At 68.6% G+C, this 16,467-nt stretch carries 10 protein-coding genes; 3 read left to right on the top strand and 7 right to left on the bottom strand.

Going from position 1 to position 16,467, the window contains the following annotated elements; genetic code table 11:
* Window positions 1-11 precede the first annotated feature (11 nt).
* Window positions 12-1,658 (bottom strand): electron transfer flavoprotein-ubiquinone oxidoreductase, encoded by a 1,647-nt coding sequence (locus VGC56_RS09620; protein WP_464124681.1) that lies wholly within the window; start codon window positions 1,656-1,658, stop codon window positions 12-14.
* A gap of 117 nt (window positions 1,659-1,775) precedes the next feature.
* On the opposite strand from VGC56_RS09620, the gene VGC56_RS09615 reads away from it, so the two are divergent.
* Genes VGC56_RS09615 through VGC56_RS09605 form a run of 3 tightly spaced genes read left to right on the top strand, consistent with a single transcriptional unit; the run spans window position 1,776 to window position 5,414 of the window.
* Window positions 1,776-2,513, top strand: a complete 738-nt coding sequence (locus VGC56_RS09615; RefSeq protein ID WP_464124680.1) for a uracil-DNA glycosylase — start codon at window positions 1,776-1,778, stop codon at window positions 2,511-2,513.
* On the top strand, window positions 2,510-4,306 hold the full coding sequence (locus tag VGC56_RS09610) for a lytic transglycosylase domain-containing protein (RefSeq protein WP_464124679.1): 1,797 nt from the start codon (window positions 2,510-2,512) through the stop codon (window positions 4,304-4,306). Before VGC56_RS09615 ends, VGC56_RS09610 begins: the two co-directional genes overlap by 4 nt.
* 31 nt (window positions 4,307-4,337) lie before the next feature.
* Window positions 4,338-5,414: a PA0069 family radical SAM protein gene (locus VGC56_RS09605; RefSeq protein WP_464124678.1), complete on the top strand. Its 1,077-nt coding sequence runs from the start codon at window positions 4,338-4,340 to the stop codon at window positions 5,412-5,414.
* A 2-nt stretch (window positions 5,415-5,416) separates the two neighbouring features.
* On the opposite strand, the gene VGC56_RS09600 is transcribed toward VGC56_RS09605, so the two are convergent.
* The 6 genes from VGC56_RS09600 to VGC56_RS09575 all read right to left on the bottom strand — a co-directional run bounded on the left by VGC56_RS09600 (window position 5,417) and on the right by VGC56_RS09575 (window position 16,154).
* Entirely contained in the window at window positions 5,417-5,701 is a 285-nt protein-coding gene (locus tag VGC56_RS09600; RefSeq protein WP_464124677.1) for a hypothetical protein, read from the bottom strand.
* 57 nt (window positions 5,702-5,758) lie between these two features.
* The gene (locus VGC56_RS09595; protein WP_464124676.1) at window positions 5,759-7,363 is read right to left on the bottom strand and encodes a long-chain fatty acid--CoA ligase; all 1,605 of its coding nucleotides are present in this window, start codon (window positions 7,361-7,363) and stop codon (window positions 5,759-5,761) included.
* A 36-nt stretch (window positions 7,364-7,399) separates the two neighbouring features.
* The gene (dnaE, locus tag VGC56_RS09590; RefSeq protein ID WP_464124675.1) at window positions 7,400-10,879 is read right to left on the bottom strand and encodes a DNA polymerase III subunit alpha; all 3,480 of its coding nucleotides are present in this window, start codon (window positions 10,877-10,879) and stop codon (window positions 7,400-7,402) included.
* 60 nt (window positions 10,880-10,939) lie between these two features.
* Entirely contained in the window at window positions 10,940-11,896 is a 957-nt protein-coding gene (locus VGC56_RS09585) for a lysozyme inhibitor LprI family protein (protein WP_464124674.1), read from the bottom strand.
* Window positions 11,897-11,969: 73 nt separating this feature from the next.
* Window positions 11,970-13,340 carry an argininosuccinate lyase gene (gene argH, locus VGC56_RS09580; RefSeq protein WP_464124723.1) on the bottom strand — a complete coding sequence of 457 codons (1,371 nt, stop codon included), beginning with the start codon at window positions 13,338-13,340 and terminating at the stop codon, window positions 11,970-11,972.
* 156 nt (window positions 13,341-13,496) lie between these two features.
* Window positions 13,497-16,154, bottom strand: a complete 2,658-nt coding sequence (locus VGC56_RS09575; protein WP_464124673.1) for a TonB-dependent receptor — start codon at window positions 16,152-16,154, stop codon at window positions 13,497-13,499.
* Window positions 16,155-16,467 lie beyond the last annotated feature (313 nt).

The raw sequence follows: 16,467 nt of genomic DNA, 5'->3' as shown, positions 1-16,467 counted from the left end.
GCGCGAGAAACCTACATGTTCGGGTAATTGGGGCCTCCGCCGCCTTCGGGGACGACCCAGTTGATGTTCTGGGTTGGGTCTTTGATGTCGCACGTCTTGCAGTGGACGCAATTCTGCGCGTTGATCTGAAGCCGCTCGCGGCCGTTCTCCTCGACGAATTCGTAGACGCCGGCGGGGCAGTAACGCTGCTCGGGGCCCGCGAATTGCGGAAGGTTCACCTCGGTCGGGATTGCCGGGTCCTTGAGGGTGAGGTGGATCGGCTGGTCCTCCTCATGGTTGGTGTTCGAGATGAACACCGAGGAGAGGCGGTCGAAGCTGATCACCCCGTCGGGCTTGGGATAGTCGATCGGCGGGACGAGATCCTTGCGGTACAGGCTCTCATTGTCCGGGTGGTGGCGCATCGTGAACGGCAGGCCGATCTTCAGATAGCGCATCCACATGTCGACCGCCGCGAGCACAGTGCCCGCCGCGGCCCCGAACTTGGACACCATCGGCTCGACGTTGCGGACCATCTTGAGCTCGTCCGCGACCCAGCTGGAGTGGAGCGCCGTCTCATAGTCCGAGAGCGTGTCGCCGCTCCGCTCGGCGCCGATGGCGGCGAAGGCGGCTTCGGCGGCGAGCATGCCGGACTTCATCGCCGTGTGGCTGCCCTTGATCCGCGGCACGTTTACGAAGCCCGCCGAGCAGCCGATCAGCGCCCCGCCGGGAAAGGCGAGGGTCGGGATGGCCTGGTAGCCGCCCTCGTTGATGGCGCGGGCGCCGTAGGAGACGCGGCGGCCGCCCTCCAAGATCGCGCGGATCGCCGGATGCTGCTTCCAGCGCTGAAATTCCTCGAACGGCGACAGATGCGGGTTCTTGTAGTTGAGCGCGACGACGAACCCCAAAGCGACCTGGTTGCTCGCCTGGTGGTAGAGGAAGCCGCCGCCCCACGCATCGTCCAGCGGCCAGCCCTGAGTGTGGATGACGCGGCCGGGCTCGTGCTTGTCGGCCGGTATGTCCCACAGCTCCTTGAGGCCGATGCCGTAGACCTGCGGCTCGCTTCCCTTGTCGAGTTCGAAGATCCGCTTCAGCTCCTTGGTGAGGTGCCCGCGGGCCCCTTCGGCGAAGAAGGTGTAGCGGCCGTGCAGTTCCATGCCGGGCTGGTAATCGGGCTTGTGGGTGCCGTCGCGGGCGACGCCCATATCGCCGGTCGCGACGCCCTTCACCGAGCCGTCCTCGTTGAAGAGGACCTCCGCCGCGGCGAAGCCGGGGAAGATCTCGACGCTGAGCGCCTCGGCCTGCCCGGCGAGCCAGCGGCACAGGTTGCCGAGGCTGACGGTGTAGGTGCCCTTGTTGTGCATGAAGGGCGGTGTCAGCAGGTGCGGCAGCGAATATTTCTTCTTCGCGGTAAGCACCCAATGGTGATTCTCGGTGACCGGCACGGTGAGCGGGCTGTCGAGATCGCGCCAATTGGGGATGAGCTCGTCCATCGCGCGCGGGTCAATGACGGCGCCGGAGAGGATGTGGGCGCCGACTTCGGAGCCCTTTTCGAGGATGCAGACGGAGAGCTCGCGGCCCGCTTCGGCGGCGAGCTGCTTCAGGCGGATCGCGGCGGCGAGGCCGGCCGGGCCGGCGCCGACGATCACGACGTCGTAGGGCATCGACTCGCGCTCAGCCATTCACTCGCTCCTGCCGTCCGGCCCGCTCCCACCGTCGCAGCAGGCCAACGCCTTGGCAGATAGAAGCCAATTTTGCGGTTGACCAGCCCGCCCGCTCCCCTTCCTAAAGGGGGTGGGATGGAGCGGGACGGACAGGATTTCGGGGCGGCTGCGGCGAGCCTCATCGGCTGGTGGAGCGACGCCGGCGTCGACGTCGCGCTCGACGAAGCGCCGCGCAACTGGCTGAAACCGGCGGCGAAGGCGGCGCCGGCCGCCGTCCCGGCCTCGGCGCCGGTTGCGCCCGTTGCGTCGGAGGACGGCCCGCCCCCGCAGCTCGACCTGTTCCAGGCGTGGCTGGCGAGCAGCGACACGCTTCCCTTCGCCGCGCCGTCCGCCGCGCGGGTCTGCCCGGCGGGCGATCCCGCCGCCGGGCTGATGATCGTCACCGACATGCCGACCGGCGAGGATTGCAATGCGGGCGTGCTCATCTCCGGCGAGGCGGGGCGGCTGTTCGACCGGATGCTCGCCGCCCTAGGCCGGGACCGGGCGAGCATCTACCTTGCCGCCTTGTCCTGCCTGCGCTCGCCGGACGGGCGCCTCAACAGCGAGGGCGCGAAACAATGCGCGGCGCTGGCCCGCCACCATGCCGGGCTGGTGATGCCGAAGGCGCTGCTCATCCTCGGCGACGCGGCGTCGAAGGCGCTGCTCGGCCTTCCGCTCGTCCAGGCGCGGGGGCGCTGGCACCAGCTCGATACGCATGCCGGGCCGGTCAAGGCGCTGGTCACCCTGCCCCCCGGCTTCCTCCTCGGCCAGCCGGCGGCGAAGGCGCACGCCTGGGCCGATCTCCAGCTGCTCATGCAAGAGGTGAATGCGTGAAGCTTCGGTATTTCCTCGCTGCGGCGGCGCTGGCTCTGGATGGGGTACCCGCGGCCGGCGCGCCTCGGTCGACTGTTTCGACGGTCCTCACCGAGACGCAGCGGGCCGATTATCGCGCCATCCTCGACGGCATCCGGGCGAGTGACTGGGTCGGCGCCTCTGCGAAGCTCGACGCACTCCCCGACGGGCCGCTCACGAACGCGCTGCGGGCCGAGCTCTACCTCGCCAAGGGCTCGCCGAAGGTCGAGCTCGAACCGCTGACGGCTTTGGTCGGACGGGCGCCGGAGATGCCGAAGGCGGACCAACTCGCCCGCCTCGCCATGACGCGCGGCGCCACCGGGCTGCCGCCGCTGCCGCAGCAGATGGACCTCGTCTGGCAGGGCGCCCAGCCGCGCCGCGACAAGGTACGCAGCGTGCTGCGCGACGCGCCGGCGTTCGCGCTCGACGCCCAGGTCCAGCCGCTGATCGTCGCCAATCGCCCCGCCGAGGCCGAAGCTGCCTTCCGGGCGCGCCAGACCGAGATCCCGCTGGAGGCGCAGACCGAGTTCCGCCAGCGCATCGCCTGGTCCTGGTACATCGTCGGGGATGACGAGGCGGCACGGCGGGTTGCCGAGGAAGGCCGCGCCGGCAGCGGGGAATGGGCGGTGCAGTCGGCCTGGGTGTCGGCGCTCGCCGCCTGGCGCATGGGCCGCTGTAGCGAGGCGGCGGAGGCGTTCAACACGGTCGCCGCGCGCACGTCCGACAGCGACCTTGCGGCCGCCGGGCATTATTGGGCGGCGCGCGCCGAGACCGCCTGCCAGCGGCCGGAGCGGGTCGAGCCGCATCTGCGGAGCGCCGCCGCCTACAAGGAGACCTTTTACGGCCTCCTCGCCGCGTCCGCCCTCGGCATCCGAACCGCGAATTACGAGGGCCTGCACGATTATGGCGACGCGGAGTGGCGGGCGATCGGGTCGCGCCCCAACGTGCGCGCCGCGATCGGTTTCGCGCAGCTCGGGGAGGACGAGCTTGCCGACCTCTTCATCCGCCACGAATGCCGGATCGGCGGCGCCGGAGAGCATAGCGCCCTCCTCCACCTCGCCGCCGACCTGAACCTGCCTTCGACGCAATTCTGGCTGGCGCACAACGCGCCCAAGGGGGCGAGCGTCAACATCGCCGCGCGCTATCCGCGGCCCGACTGGCGGCCGAGCCGGGGCTTCCGCGTCGACAGCGCCTTGCTCTTCGCCCATGCCCTCCAGGAATCGAACTTCCGCCGCCGCGCGATCAGCCCCGCCGGCGCGCAGGGGCTGCTGCAGGTCCGCCCCGGCACGGCCGGCGACATCGCGCGCAGCCGCGGCGAAGTCTTTTCGGTCACCCAGCTTTCCGATCCGACCGCCAACCTAGAATATGGCCAGACCTTCATCGAGACCTTGCGCGATAACGGCGCCACCGGCGGCCTGCTGCCGAAGGTGATTGCCGCCTTCAACGCAGGGCCGGTACCTGTGGCGGAGTGGAACGCCCGCCGCTTCGACAAGGGCGATCCGCTCCTCTACATCGAGTCGCTGCCTTATTGGGAAACCCGCGGCTACGTGCCGAGCGTGCTGCGCAATTACTGGATCTACGAACAGGAAGTGGGCCGCAACGGCGGCAGCCGCGATGCGCTCGTCCAGGGGCTGTGGCCGCGCTTCCCGGGCCTGGCGGGGGCGCGGACGGTGCGGATGAAGGGTGAGCCGGTGCTGAAGCTCTACGTGCCGCCGGCCCCGCCTCCCGCGGTGACACCAGCCGTTGCGCAAACGGGCACGCCACAAGGTTCTTGATCTGTTCTGAGTGTGCGGGCATGGTGCCCGAGTGAGTCGCCCCGATGTCCGCCCCGGCCGCGGCGCGCCCGAGAACCGGACGCCCACGCGCTTCAACCTGCCCGTGCGCGAGGCGGACGGGGATTGGCTGGACGCGCGCGGCGACGTCGACGGGGAGTTGCCGCCGCTCCGCACGACCGTCACGGTGGAGACGCCGCGCACCGTCATCACCCGCAACAACTCGCCCGACATCGGCTTCGATCGCTCGATCAACGCCTATCGCGGCTGCGAGCATGGCTGCATCTATTGCTTCGCGCGCCCCACCCACGCCTATCACGACCTCTCGCCGGGTCTCGACTTCGAGACGAAGCTGTTCGCCAAGCCCGAGGCGGCGAAGCTGCTGCGCGCCGAGCTGGCCAAGCCGGGCTATTCGCCGCGGCCGATCGCGATGGGGACCAACACCGATCCTTACCAGCCGATCGAGGCGACCTGGCGGATCACCCGCTCGCTGCTCGAAGTGCTGCGGGAGACGAAGCATCCGTTCACCATCACCACCAAGTCGGACCGCGTGGTGCGCGACATCGACATCATCGCGCCGATGGCGGCGGAGGGGCTGGCGTCGGTGGCGATCTCGATCACCTCGCTGACGCCGGAAGTTTCCCGTACCCTGGAGCCGCGCGCGCCGGCGGCGCGTAAGCGGCTGGCGGCGGTGAAGGCTCTGGCCGCGGCGGGAGTACCGGTGAGCGTCGCCATCGCCCCGGTCATTCCCGCCGTCACCGACCACGAGCTCGAGCACATCGTCGAGGCCGCCGCCGAGGCCGGGGCGACGGAGACCTTCTTCCTGCCGGTGCGGCTGCCGCACGAGGTGGCGCCGCTGTTCCGCGCCTGGCTCGACGAACACTTCCCGGACCGCGCCGGCAAGGTGATGCACATCATCCAGTCGATGCGCGCCGGCAAGGACAACGATCCGAATTTCTTCACCCGCCTGCAGGGCTTCGGCCCCTGGGCGCAGCTGATGCGCGTCCGCTTCGACGCCGCCGTCCGAAAGCACGGGCTCAACGGCAGCAGGAAACCTCTGCGGACGGACCTCTTCAGACCGCCACAGGGGCCGCAGTTAAGCCTCTTCTGAGATTATTTCGGGCCGGAACCCCTCGGCGTGCCGATGTTCACCGCATTGCCGCTCGCCTCGCGATTGCCGGGGATCTCGAAGGTCTCCTCGCCCGCGGCATTCCATTCCTTGGCCGTCTTGCACACCGTGCGCGCCATGTGGGAGCCCGGCTTCGTGTCGGAGCGGCAGATCTTGCGCTCCTTCTTCGGCTTGTCGGCGCCGTCCGGCGTGGCCTTGTCGGCGTGCGCGAAGGCGGGCGCGGCCAGCGAGCCGGCGGCAAGAACGAGCAACATGCTGAAAGTCTTCATTAATCCCTCCCAAAACGTGGCCGCGAGATAGCATCGTTCTCGACGCGGCGATAGCCCCTATGCGACGAGGCTTGCGAATCGATAGTCGCGATATTCGTCCCGCAGCGCGGTCTTGAGCAGCTTGCCCGTCGCGGTATGCGGCAGGCTGTCGACGAACAGGATCTCGTCCGGAAGCCACCATCTGGCGACATGCCCGGCGAGGTGGCCGAGGATCGCCTCGGCCGTGACCTCCGCCCCTTCGCGCCGGACGACGAGCAGCAGCGGCCGTTCGTCCCATTTCGGATGGAACACCCCCACCGCAGCCGCCTCGGCAACGCCGGGGCAGCCGACCGCGGCATTCTCGAGATCTATCGAGCTGATCCATTCGCCGCCCGACTTGATGACATCCTTGGACCGATCGGTGATCTGCATCACGCCGTCGGGGTGGAGGATGGCGACGTCGCCCGTGTCGAACCAGCCGTCCGAATCGCAAGCCGGGCCGCGCGCGTCCTCGAAATATTGCTTCACCACCCACGGTCCGCGCGCCTGCAGGCGGCCAGACGCCACGCCGTCGCGGGGAAGCACATTCCCCTCCTCGCCGACGATGCGCAGCTCCACCCCGAACGGCACCCGCCCCTGCCGGCACACGTAAGCGAGCCGCTCCTCTTGCGAATAATCGTCCCACCCGGAGGGCGGCGCACCGACGGTGCCGATCGGCGACATCTCGGTCATCCCCCAGGCGTGGCCGACGTCGATGCCGCGGGCGTGGAACCACTCGATCATCGCCCGCGGCGCCGCCGAGCCGCCGATCGTCACCTGCCGCAGCGGGCCGAGCTCGGCGCCGGTCGCCTCGACATGGCCGATCATCGCCAGCCAGACCGTCGGCACGCCGGCGCTGTGCGTCACCTTCTCCTCGCGGAACAGCCGGCACATCAGTTCGGGCGCGTAATCGGCGGAGAAGATCAGCTTCGCGCCCGCCATCGGCGCCGAAAAAGGCAGGCCCCAGGCGCCCGCGTGGAACATCGGAACGATCGGCAGCGTGACCGCGCGGGCGGACAGGCCGAACACGTCCGGCGTGATCTCGGTCAGCGCGTGCAGCATGGTGGAGCGGTGCTCGTAGAGCACGCCCTTGGGGTTGCCCGTGGTGCCGCTCGTATAGCAGAGCATCGCCGGCTCGCGCTCGTCGCCCTCGATCCAGGTGAACTCGTCCGCCTCGCCCGCGATCAGCGCCTCGAAGCCGCCCTCGCCGGGCGCTGGGTCGAAGCAGATGTAATGCTCGATCGTCGTCCAGTGCGGCTTCATCCGCTCAACGGTGGCGGCGAAGGCGCGGTCGTAGAACAGCACGCGGTCGCCGGCGTGGTTGGCGATATAAGCGAGTTGGTCGTCGAACAGCCGCGGGTTGATCGTGTGGATCACGCCACCGACGCCGATCGCGCCGTACCAGGCGACCATGTGGCGGCTGTGGTTCATCGCCAGCGTCGCCACACGATCGCCCTTGCCGATGCCGAGGCGGGTGAGCGCATTCGCCAGCCGCCGCGCATCGCGGGCGATGCCGGCATAATCGGTGCGCGTCTGGCTGTGATCCGCCCAGAGCGAGACGATCTCCCGCCCGCCGTGCTCGCGCTCGGCATGGTCGAGGATCCGCATGATCCTCAGCGGCCAGTCCTGCATTCCCCCCAGCATCCGCGCCTCCCCGACGAGGAGGGACAGTCTATGCCTTCAGCCGACGAGCGCAAGCCGCGGCGGCGCGGCGGCGGAAAGGCGCACCGCGGTGACGCCGGGGACGCGCTCGATACGGGCGGCGAGTTCGGCGTCCAGCGCGAAGTCGCGGCCCAGCACCACCTCGGCCTCGCCCCCGCCGTCGAGCCGGGCGCGCAGGCGCAGTTCGCCATTGCCGCCGCGGTCGCCGCCGACGAGCGCCGCAAGGGCTGCCAGGGCGCCGGCATCCTCGACTTCGACCTCGAGCTGGAGCCGGGTGCGCTTCGACAGCGCCTCGAACAATTGCAGCGAGCGGACCGTCACGCGCGGCGCCTCTTCCCCGGGGCGCCGGTCGAGCTCGACGTGGAGCAGCGCGCAGGCGCCGGACTTCGCGGCATTCTCGACCTCGTTCGAGGCCATGTCGTCGAACACCGTCGCGACGAACTGGCCGGAGGAATCCGACATCGTCGCCATCATGTAGCGGCGCCCCTTCGCCGAAGTCCGCCACCGTGCGTCCTCGACCAGCCCGGCCATCACCGCATTGGTGCGGCCGCCGTCGGCTGAGGCCGGCAAGGCGGCGAGGGCGGCGTAGGTGCGGGCGCCATGGGCATCGGCGAGGTGGCGGTAGCGGTCGACCGGGTGGGCAGAGAAATAGAAGCCGAACGCCTCTTTCTCGGCCGCCATGCGCTGCGCCAGCGTCCAGGTCGCCGCGACCGGGACACGGATCGGCACCACATTCGAATCGCCGCCGAACAGCCCCCCCTGCCCGCTCTCTCGTGCGTCGGCGGCGCTGGCGGCATGGGCGAGGATCGTCTCGGCGGCGGCGAAGACCGAGGAGCGGTTGGGGTTCAGCGCGTCGAAGGCGCCGCCGCCGGCAAGGCTCTCGATCTGCCGCCGGTTGAGGAGCCGCGGATCGACGCGCTCGGAGAAGTCCTCGAGCGACTTGAAGCGACCCTTCCCGCGCCGCTCCTCGACCAGCTGCTCCATCGCCTTCTCGCCGACGTTCTTGAGCGCGCCCAGGGCGTAGCGGACGGCGAGGCCCGCCTCCCCTCCATCCTCCACCGCGAATTCGGCCTCGCTCTCATTCACCGACGGCGGCAGGCACGGCACTTCGAGCCGCCGCATGTCGTCGACAAAGATGGCGAGCTTGTCGGTCTGGTGCATGTCGAAGCACATCGAAGCGGCGAAGAATTCGACCGGATGGTGCGCCTTCAGCCACGCCGTCTGGTAGGCGACCAGGGCGTAGGCGGCGGCGTGGCTCTTGTTGAAGCCGTAGCCGGCGAACTTGTCGATCAAGTCGAACAGCTCGTTCGCCTTCGGCTTCGGGATGGCGTTGACCCGCTCGCACCCCGCGACGAAGCCGGCGCGCTGCGCATCCATCTCCGCCTTGATCTTCTTGCCCATGGCGCGGCGGAGCAGATCGGCCTCGCCGAGGCTGTAGCCGGCGAGCACCTTCGCCGCCTCCATCACCTGCTCCTGGTATACGAAGATGCCGTACGTCTCCCTGAGCACGTTCTCGAGCATCGGGTGCGGGTAGGAAATGTCCTCGCGGCCGTTCTTGCGCGCGCCGAACGTCGGGATGTTGTCCATCGGCCCGGGCCGGTAGAGCGAGACGAGGGCGATGATGTCTTCGAAGCAGGTCGGCTTCACCGCCGCAAGGGTGCGCCGCATGCCTTCGGATTCGAGCTGGAAGACGCCGACCGTGTCGCCGCGCTTGAGCAATTCGTAGACGGCGGGATCGTCCCACGCGACGCGGTCGAGATCGACGGCAATGCCGCGCTTCGCCAGCATCTGCACGGCCTTCTGGAGGACGGAGAGCGTCTTCAAGCCCAGGAAGTCGAACTTCACCAGCCCCGCCGCCTCGACATATTTCATGTCGAACTGGGTGACCGGCATGTCGGAGCGCGGATCGCGGTAGAGCGGCACCAATTTGTCGAGCGGCCGGTCGCCGATCACCACGCCGGCGGCGTGTGTCGAACTGTGCCGCGGCAGTCCTTCGAGCTTCATGGCGAGATCGAACAGCCGGCGGACCTGCGCGTCGTTCTTATATTCCTCGGCAAGCTCGCTGATGCCGTTCAGCGCCCGCTGCAGGTCCCATGGCTCGGTTGGGTGGTTGGGGACGAGCTTTGCCAGCCGGTCGACCTGGCCGTAGGGCATCTGGAGGACACGGCCCGTGTCCTTGAGCACGGCCCGGGCCTTCAGCTTTCCGAAGGTGATGATCTGCGCGACCTTGTCGGCGCCGTAGCGCTGCTGGACGTAGCGGATCACCTCGCCGCGACGGGTTTCGCAGAAGTCGATGTCGAAGTCCGGCATCGACACGCGCTCGGGGTTGAGGAAGCGCTCGAAGAGGAGGCCCAGCCGCATCGGATCGAGATCGGTGATCGTGAGCGCCCAGGCGACCACCGAGCCGGCGCCCGACCCGCGGCCCGGGCCGACCGGGATGTCGTTCTCCTTGGCCCATTTGATGAAGTCGGCGACGATCAGGAAATAGGCCGGGAAACCCATGCCGACGATGATCTCGACCTCATAATCGAGCCGGTCGAAATAGGCCTTGCGATCATCGCCCGAGAGGCTGTCATACTTCGCCAGCCGCGCCTCCAGCCCCGCCCGCGCATCGATGCGGAGCTGCTCCGCCTCGCCTTCGAGATCGCCGGCGATGCTGGGCAGGATCGGCTTGCGCTTGGGCGCGCCGAAGGCGCAGCGGCGGGCGACGACGGACGTGTTGTCGATCGCTTCGGGAAGATCCGCGAACAGACGCCGCATCTCCTCCGCGGGTTTGATCCAGGCTTCGGGCGAGGAGCGCTGGCGGTCGTCGCGGTCGATCTGGCTCGACTGGGCAATGCACAGCATGGCGTCGTGCGCCGGGTGGAAATGCGCGTCGCCATATTGCGCCGGGTTGGTGGCGACCAGCGGGAGATCGTGGGCATAGGCGAGATCGATCAGCCCCGCTTCCGCCCGCTCCTCGACCTCGTTCCCGCGGCGGCTGAGCTCGATGTAGAGGCGGCTGGGAAAGAGCTGCTTGAGCAGGTCGAGCACTTCGTCGACCACGTCCCCCTGCTCTTCTGCAATTCCTTTGGCGAGAGCGCCCTCAGCGCCCGCGGTCAGCGCAATCAGTCCGTCGGTGCGGCCCCCCAGCGCCTTGAACGTGACGTGCGGCGGCTCTTCGACCGGCCGGCCCAGATGGGCCTCGGACACCAAAGCGCAGAGATTGTCATAGCCTTTGTCGTTCTGCGCATAGAGGCCGAGCCAATCGAGCGCCGGCTGGCCGCCCCGAGCGCCGGGCCGCGCCACCGCCAGCATCGTTCCCACGATCGGCTGAACCCCTTCCGCCTTGCACGCGTCGGTGAACGCCATCGCCGCGTAGAGGCCGTTGCGGTCGGTGAGCGCCGCGGCGGGGAAATCCAGCCGCTTCGCCTGCTTGGCGATCGCCTTGGGCTCGATCGCGCCGTCGAGCATCGAATAGCAGGAGAAGATGCGAAGCGGGACGTAGGGCGCGGCCATCCGTCCGTTATGGGAGCTTGCGGACCGCGGCGGAAGCGGCTCGCAGGCAGTTTTCCACACCTATTCGCCGGTCATCCGCCGGATCTCGCCGATGCGCTGGCGGTAGGCGCGGTCAACGCAGCCTTCGTCGCCCCCGCATTGCTCGCGGCGCCGGAGGAAGGCGTCGCGGCTGGCGCGGATGCGAGCCTTGGTGCCCGGATCCGCGGCGGCGATGGCGCCGTAATACGTGGAGGACATGGCGCGGTCGCTCGCCGCCAGAGCCGGCGAGCTGCACACCAGGCGCTCCGTCCGGGTGTGGGCGTAGCGGCAGTTGAAGGCGGGGCGCGCCGCGACGCGGCTAGTGTCCACAGGCGGCGACGGGGCCGGCCGCTCCTGCCGAACCGGGGGCGGAGCAGGCCTGGCCGGCGGCGGTGCCGCAGTCGCCTTGGGCGCCGGAGGCGGCGCGGCCGATGCGACCTGCGTGGAAGCGGCAGGCGCGGCCTGGGCCACCGGCGCCGGGCGGGGCGCCGCCGCGACCGCACCGGGCGCGAGGCCGAAGGCGGCGAGGCGGTAGATGATCGGCTCGGCGCCATCCATCTGGTAGACGAGGCCGCTCCCGTCCGCCGCCGCCTGGGCGGAATATTCGATGTCCGCCTCGACCCGGCGCTTTCCGTCGAACGCATTCTCCGCACCCGGCGGCAGCTCCAGGATGAAGTGGCCGGTGCAGACGGTGACGTTGAGCTTGTCGTCACGGCTTTTGACGAGCGGCCTCTCCATGCGGACCACGGACCCCGCCGCGATCGGATCGAGGTTGCTGGGATCGCCGTTGCGTATCCGCGCCGCCTCGTCGAACACGACCTCCTTCAGCCGGTCGTAGGTCGCCTCCGACGCGCAGGTCTTGCGGATCCGGTCCGCCTGCTCGGCCGCGAGCTCCTTCGGGCTCTTCTGCCCCGGCGCTTCCTTCGGCCGGGTCCAGTCGCAGCCGCCGAGCGCGAAGCCAAGCGCCAGAATGGCCGCCGCCGTCGGAAAGATACGCATCGCCAGCCCGCCTGTTGGTTCGTGAATGCCCCTGAACGCACGAGGCGGCGGTTCTATTCAGGCGCCTTTGCGGTCAGTCGGCCAGCGTCCTCCTTGCCCGCCTGATCTGCTCGCGCACCCGCTCGGGCGCGGTGCCGCCGTAGCTGGTGCGGCTGCGCACCGAGGCGTCGACGGTGAGCACGGAGAAGACGCGCGCGTCGATGCGTGCGTCGACCTCCCGAAGTGCCTCCAGCGGCAGTTCGGCGAGGGTGCAGCCGCGCTCCTCGGCGGCGGCGACGGCGCGGCCGGTGATGTGATGGGCTTCGCGAAACGGCACATCCGCCTCGCGGACCAGCCAGTCGGCAAGATCGGTGGCGGTCGAGAAACCAGCCTCGGCGGCGGCGCGCATGCGGGCGGTGTCGAACTCAGTCGCTTCGATCATGCCGGCGAGCGCCTGGAGCGACAGCATCAGGAGGTCGTGCGCCTCAAACACCGGCGGCTTGTCGTCCTGCATGTCCTTCGAATAAGCGAGCGGCAGGCCCTTCATCGTCATGACCAGCGACACCATCGCCCCCGCGATGCGACCCGAATGGCCGCGGACCAGTTCGGCCGCGTCGGGATTGCGCTTCTGCGGCATGATCGACGAGCCGGTCGAAAAGGCGTCGGGCAGCCGCACGAAGCCGAAGGGCTGGCTCGCCCAGATGATCAGCTCCTCGGCCAGCCGCGACAGATGAAGGCTGCACTGGGTTGCCGCCATCAGATAATCGAGCGCGAAGTCGCGGTCGGAGACGCTGTCGAGGGAATTCGCCGTCGGCCGGTCGAAGCCGAGCGCGGCGGCGGTCGCCTCGCGGTCGATCGGAAAGCCCGTGCCGGCCAGCGCGGCGGCGCCCAGCGGGCTCTCATTCAAGCGCGCACGGCCGTCGGCGAAGCGCGAGCGGTCGCGCCGCAGCATCTCGTAATAGGCTATGAGATGGTGGCCGAGCGTCACCGGCTGCGCCGCCTGGAGATGGGTGAAGCCCGGCATCACCGCCTCGGCATGCTCCTCGGCGCGGGCGACCAGCACGTGCTGGAAGGCGGCGAGCGCGGCATCGGCCTCGTCGACAGCGTCGCGCACCCAAAGCTTGAAGTCGGTCGCGACCTGGTCATTGCGGGAGCGGGCGGTGTGGAGGCGGCCGGCGGCGGGGCCGATCAGCTCGGCGAGCCGCGCCTCGACATGCATGTGGATGTCCTCGAGCGCCGGGTCCTCCTTGACGCCCTTCAGGCCATATTCGTCCTCGATCCGCTCCAGCCCCTCGGCGATCGCGCTTTCGTCTTCCTGCGAGACGATGCCCTGCGTCTCCAGCATCGCGACATGGGCGAGGCTGGCGGCGATGTCCTGCCGCCACAGCCTCTTGTCGAAGCCGATCGAGGCGTTGATCTCGCGCATCAGCGCCGACGGGCCGCCCGCAAAGCGGCCGCCCCACATCAGGTTCGAGCTGTCGTCGGCCATGGCGATGGTGCGTCTCCCGCGATGCGATCGGCGATAGGCAAATGCCGCCGCCACCTCAAGCGCGCCGGCCGGAACGCGAGGAAGGGCGCCGCGGCAGACCGCGACGCCCTTCCAGCCTTACGAGTGCGAAGCTTAGCGCGTCGCGATGTTGAGCGTGAAGACGAACGCGCGGGGCGCGCCGATCTGCACGAACGGCACCGTGGTGTTGGTGAGCTGCCCGCCGAAATTGCCGACGTAGAGCTTGTCGAACACGTTGGTGACGTTGAACTGCGCGTAGGTCCCCTCGTTGAAGCCGGCGAACTTGAGCGGCAGCCGCGCGCCGAGGTCGACGAGCGTGTAGGCTGGCACCGTCGCGCCGTAGACCTGGCGGTTGGCGATGATCAGCGGCAGGTTCACGTCGTTCACATAGCGCGGACCGGTGCGCTTCGCCTGGGCACGCAGCTCGAGCGGCCCGAGGTTCGCCTGAACCGCACCGCCGAACGTCCACTTCGGCGCGCCGGATTCGCGGCGGCCGGCGGTGAGGGCGCAGGCGGTCGTGCTCGGATTGGCCGCCGAGCAATCGACTGCCGCCACGGTGCCGGAAAGCTGCACGTTGCCCTGGATCTTCGACCACAGATACGAGCCGTAGACGTAGAATTGCAGCTGCGGGATGACCTGGTACGACACGCTGGCGTCGATGCCGTGCTTGTTCACCTGTCCGAGGTTGCGGAACACCGTCAGCTGAAGCTCCGGATCGAAGGCCGAGGCGAGGCGGTTCTGGAAGATCGTGTACCAGAAGGACGCCTGCGCGATCAGCTTGCTCGACCGGTAACGCGCGCCGATGTCGAAATTGTCCGTCGTCTCCGGCTTCGGCTTCGCATTGGGGTTGTCCACCGCGAAGAAGAAGTTGTTGTAGAGGTTGTCGGTGCTCGGCACCTGCAGGCCCCGCGAATAGTTCGCGAAGATCGAGGCGTTGCCGCCGACGTCGAACAGCATGCCGATGTTCGGCAGGACGGCATTGTACGTCAGGCGGCGGTGCTGCGGGCCCTGGACGGCCTGCGCCACCCCACCGACCGTGACGGTCGGCTGGAACTGCTGGTAAGCGGCAAGGCCGGCCGAGTTCGTGCCGAAGCACTCGACGAAGCCGCTGGCGCTCGAGGTCAGGCAGTTGTTCTGGAGATCGCGCACGAAGTGCGGCGCGCGAACGCCGATGTTGACGGTCAGGCGGCGGTCGAAGAACTCGCCGCGATATTCCGCGCCGACCTGCTCGAGGAGTGCGATCGACCGGCGGTCGCGCTTCTGCAGGATGTCGCCATTGCCGGCGACGACCGGATCGTTGACCGGGAAAGCCTGGAACGGCTCGCCGTTGATCTCGAGGAGGCCGGTCTCACCCGTCTGGCGATGGAGGCCGCGGTCGTACGAGGCGATGACGCGCACCGTCTGCGTGTCCGTAAAGTCGTAACGGAGCGAGGCGTTGACGCCCCAGCGGTTTGTGCGAGTCTGGCTCGGCGCGAACACGCGGACGGTGTCGAGCAGATCGCCGTCGCCGTTCAGATCGCGGCCGAAATAGGGCGTGCCGCCGAGATAGCCGATCTGACAGCTCCGTCCGGCCGTGGTGGGGCTCTGGACGCACTGGTTCGGAGTCGCCGTGTTCAGCGCCGCTGTCGGGGTCGCACCGGCCGGATTGACGTCGCGGAAGCCCTCCTGGCCGACGACCGTGCCGCCGCCGTTCGCCTTCACCCACTGGAAGCTAGGATCGACGGTGAGGACGAGATGATCCGCCAGCGTGAAGCGCGACTGCATGCGCACGTTGCCGGTGTCGGAGGGGTTCAGACGCTCCTCGAAGGCGCTGCCGCAGGCGTTGGCGGCGTCGGCGACGCCGGGGCGGGCGACCGTGTTGATCTGGCAGCGGGCGACCGTATAGTTGCGCTCCGCTGCGGTCAGCGGAAAGCGGTTGGTCGTATCGGAACCGACCACGCGCGGCGCCGTATTGGTCGGCGACTGGTCGAGGTCGGTGCGGAGCGGCAGCGAACCGAAGAAATTGTTGCGGTTCTGGTTGTAGTGCACGCCGACCATGATGAAGTCGCCGTTGGAGCGCAGCGGCTGGTAGACCACCGCATTATACTGCTGCTTGTAGATCTTGCCGCGGTGACCGTAGACGTTGTCGTTGGTCGCCATGCTGGCCGAGCCCCACGCGCGGGTGCCGAACGGACCGAAGGCGCCGGTGTCGACCACGCCGAACGTGCGGAAGTAATTGCCGCCGTCGAACCAGCCGTAGGAGCCTTCGAGGCGGGCGGTAAATGTTTCATAGGGGCGCCGCGAACGGTAGTTCACGGTGCTGCCCGTGGCCGCCGCCGTCGGGCTGTCGACGTCGGTCGAGCCGAGGCTGACGTTGACCTGCTCGATCAGCTCCGAGTCGAGCATCTGGTTCGAGAAGATGGCGTAGTTGCCGGTGTCGTTCAGTGGCATGCCGTCGAACGTCTCGGCAATGCGGCTCTGGTCGAAGCCGCGGATGATGAGGGTGCCGCCGGCCGAGCCGAACGGATCGTTGTTGGTGAAGCTGACGCCCGGCAGCTGGTTGATCACTTCGTTGATCGACTGGCCGGGGACCTGGCGCTGGATGAAGTCGGAGTTCAGGACCTCGCGGGTCTTGGTGGTCGCCGGAACCTCGACGCCGCCGACCGACTTGGCGCGCGTGCCGGTGACGACGATGGCGTCCTTCTCCATGTCGCTCGTACCGGTCGACTGCGCAAAGGCGGCAGCCGGCATGACAAGCGCGGTCGTCGCGCACAGCAGTGTAAACTTTTTCATGTTCCCTCAACCCCTTGCGATGGCGTCGCGGGACGCCGTGCACCAGCCGTGTTGCAAAAATGTGTCGTCCCGAAGGGCGTCCGCGCCTGCGCGATCCGGCCTCCCGATGCTGCTGTTCTGGAAGCGTTTCCCCCGCAAGAATCGCCTCGAAACCCCGATAGCCGAGCCACGCGTCTGCACCAAGTGCGGCTGAGGAGCGAGCCGCCGAAGGGAAGATGAACCTGCGGTTTCCGCCTACGATGTTGCCGATCCGCCACGGTCTTTCGGCGCCGCCGCTCTTGGCTTAAGGGGCTGGGATGAAAACGACAGACAC

The organism is Allosphingosinicella sp. (assembly GCF_036403745.1).
GTDB lineage: Bacteria > Pseudomonadota > Alphaproteobacteria > Sphingomonadales > Sphingomonadaceae > Allosphingosinicella.
The sequence above is the reverse complement of the archived record's forward strand: the minus strand, read 5'-3'. Positions and strand labels throughout refer to the sequence as shown.

Coding starts and splice junctions, on each gene's coding strand:
- VGC56_RS09620 (WP_464124681.1), bottom strand. CDS start 1,658: ATGGCTGAGCGCGAGTCGATGCCCTACGACGTCGTGATCGTCGGCGCC.
- VGC56_RS09615 (WP_464124680.1), top strand. CDS start 1,776: ATGGAGCGGGACGGACAGGATTTCGGGGCGGCTGCGGCGAGCCTCATC.
- VGC56_RS09600 (WP_464124677.1), bottom strand. CDS start 5,701: ATGAAGACTTTCAGCATGTTGCTCGTTCTTGCCGCCGGCTCGCTGGCC.
- VGC56_RS09595 (WP_464124676.1), bottom strand. CDS start 7,363: ATGCTGGGGGGAATGCAGGACTGGCCGCTGAGGATCATGCGGATCCTC.
- dnaE (WP_464124675.1), bottom strand. CDS start 10,879: ATGGCCGCGCCCTACGTCCCGCTTCGCATCTTCTCCTGCTATTCGATG.
- VGC56_RS09585 (WP_464124674.1), bottom strand. CDS start 11,896: ATGCGTATCTTTCCGACGGCGGCGGCCATTCTGGCGCTTGGCTTCGCG.
- argH (WP_464124723.1), bottom strand. CDS start 13,340: ATGTGGGGCGGCCGCTTTGCGGGCGGCCCGTCGGCGCTGATGCGCGAG.
- VGC56_RS09575 (WP_464124673.1), bottom strand. CDS start 16,154: ATGAAAAAGTTTACACTGCTGTGCGCGACGACCGCGCTTGTCATGCCG.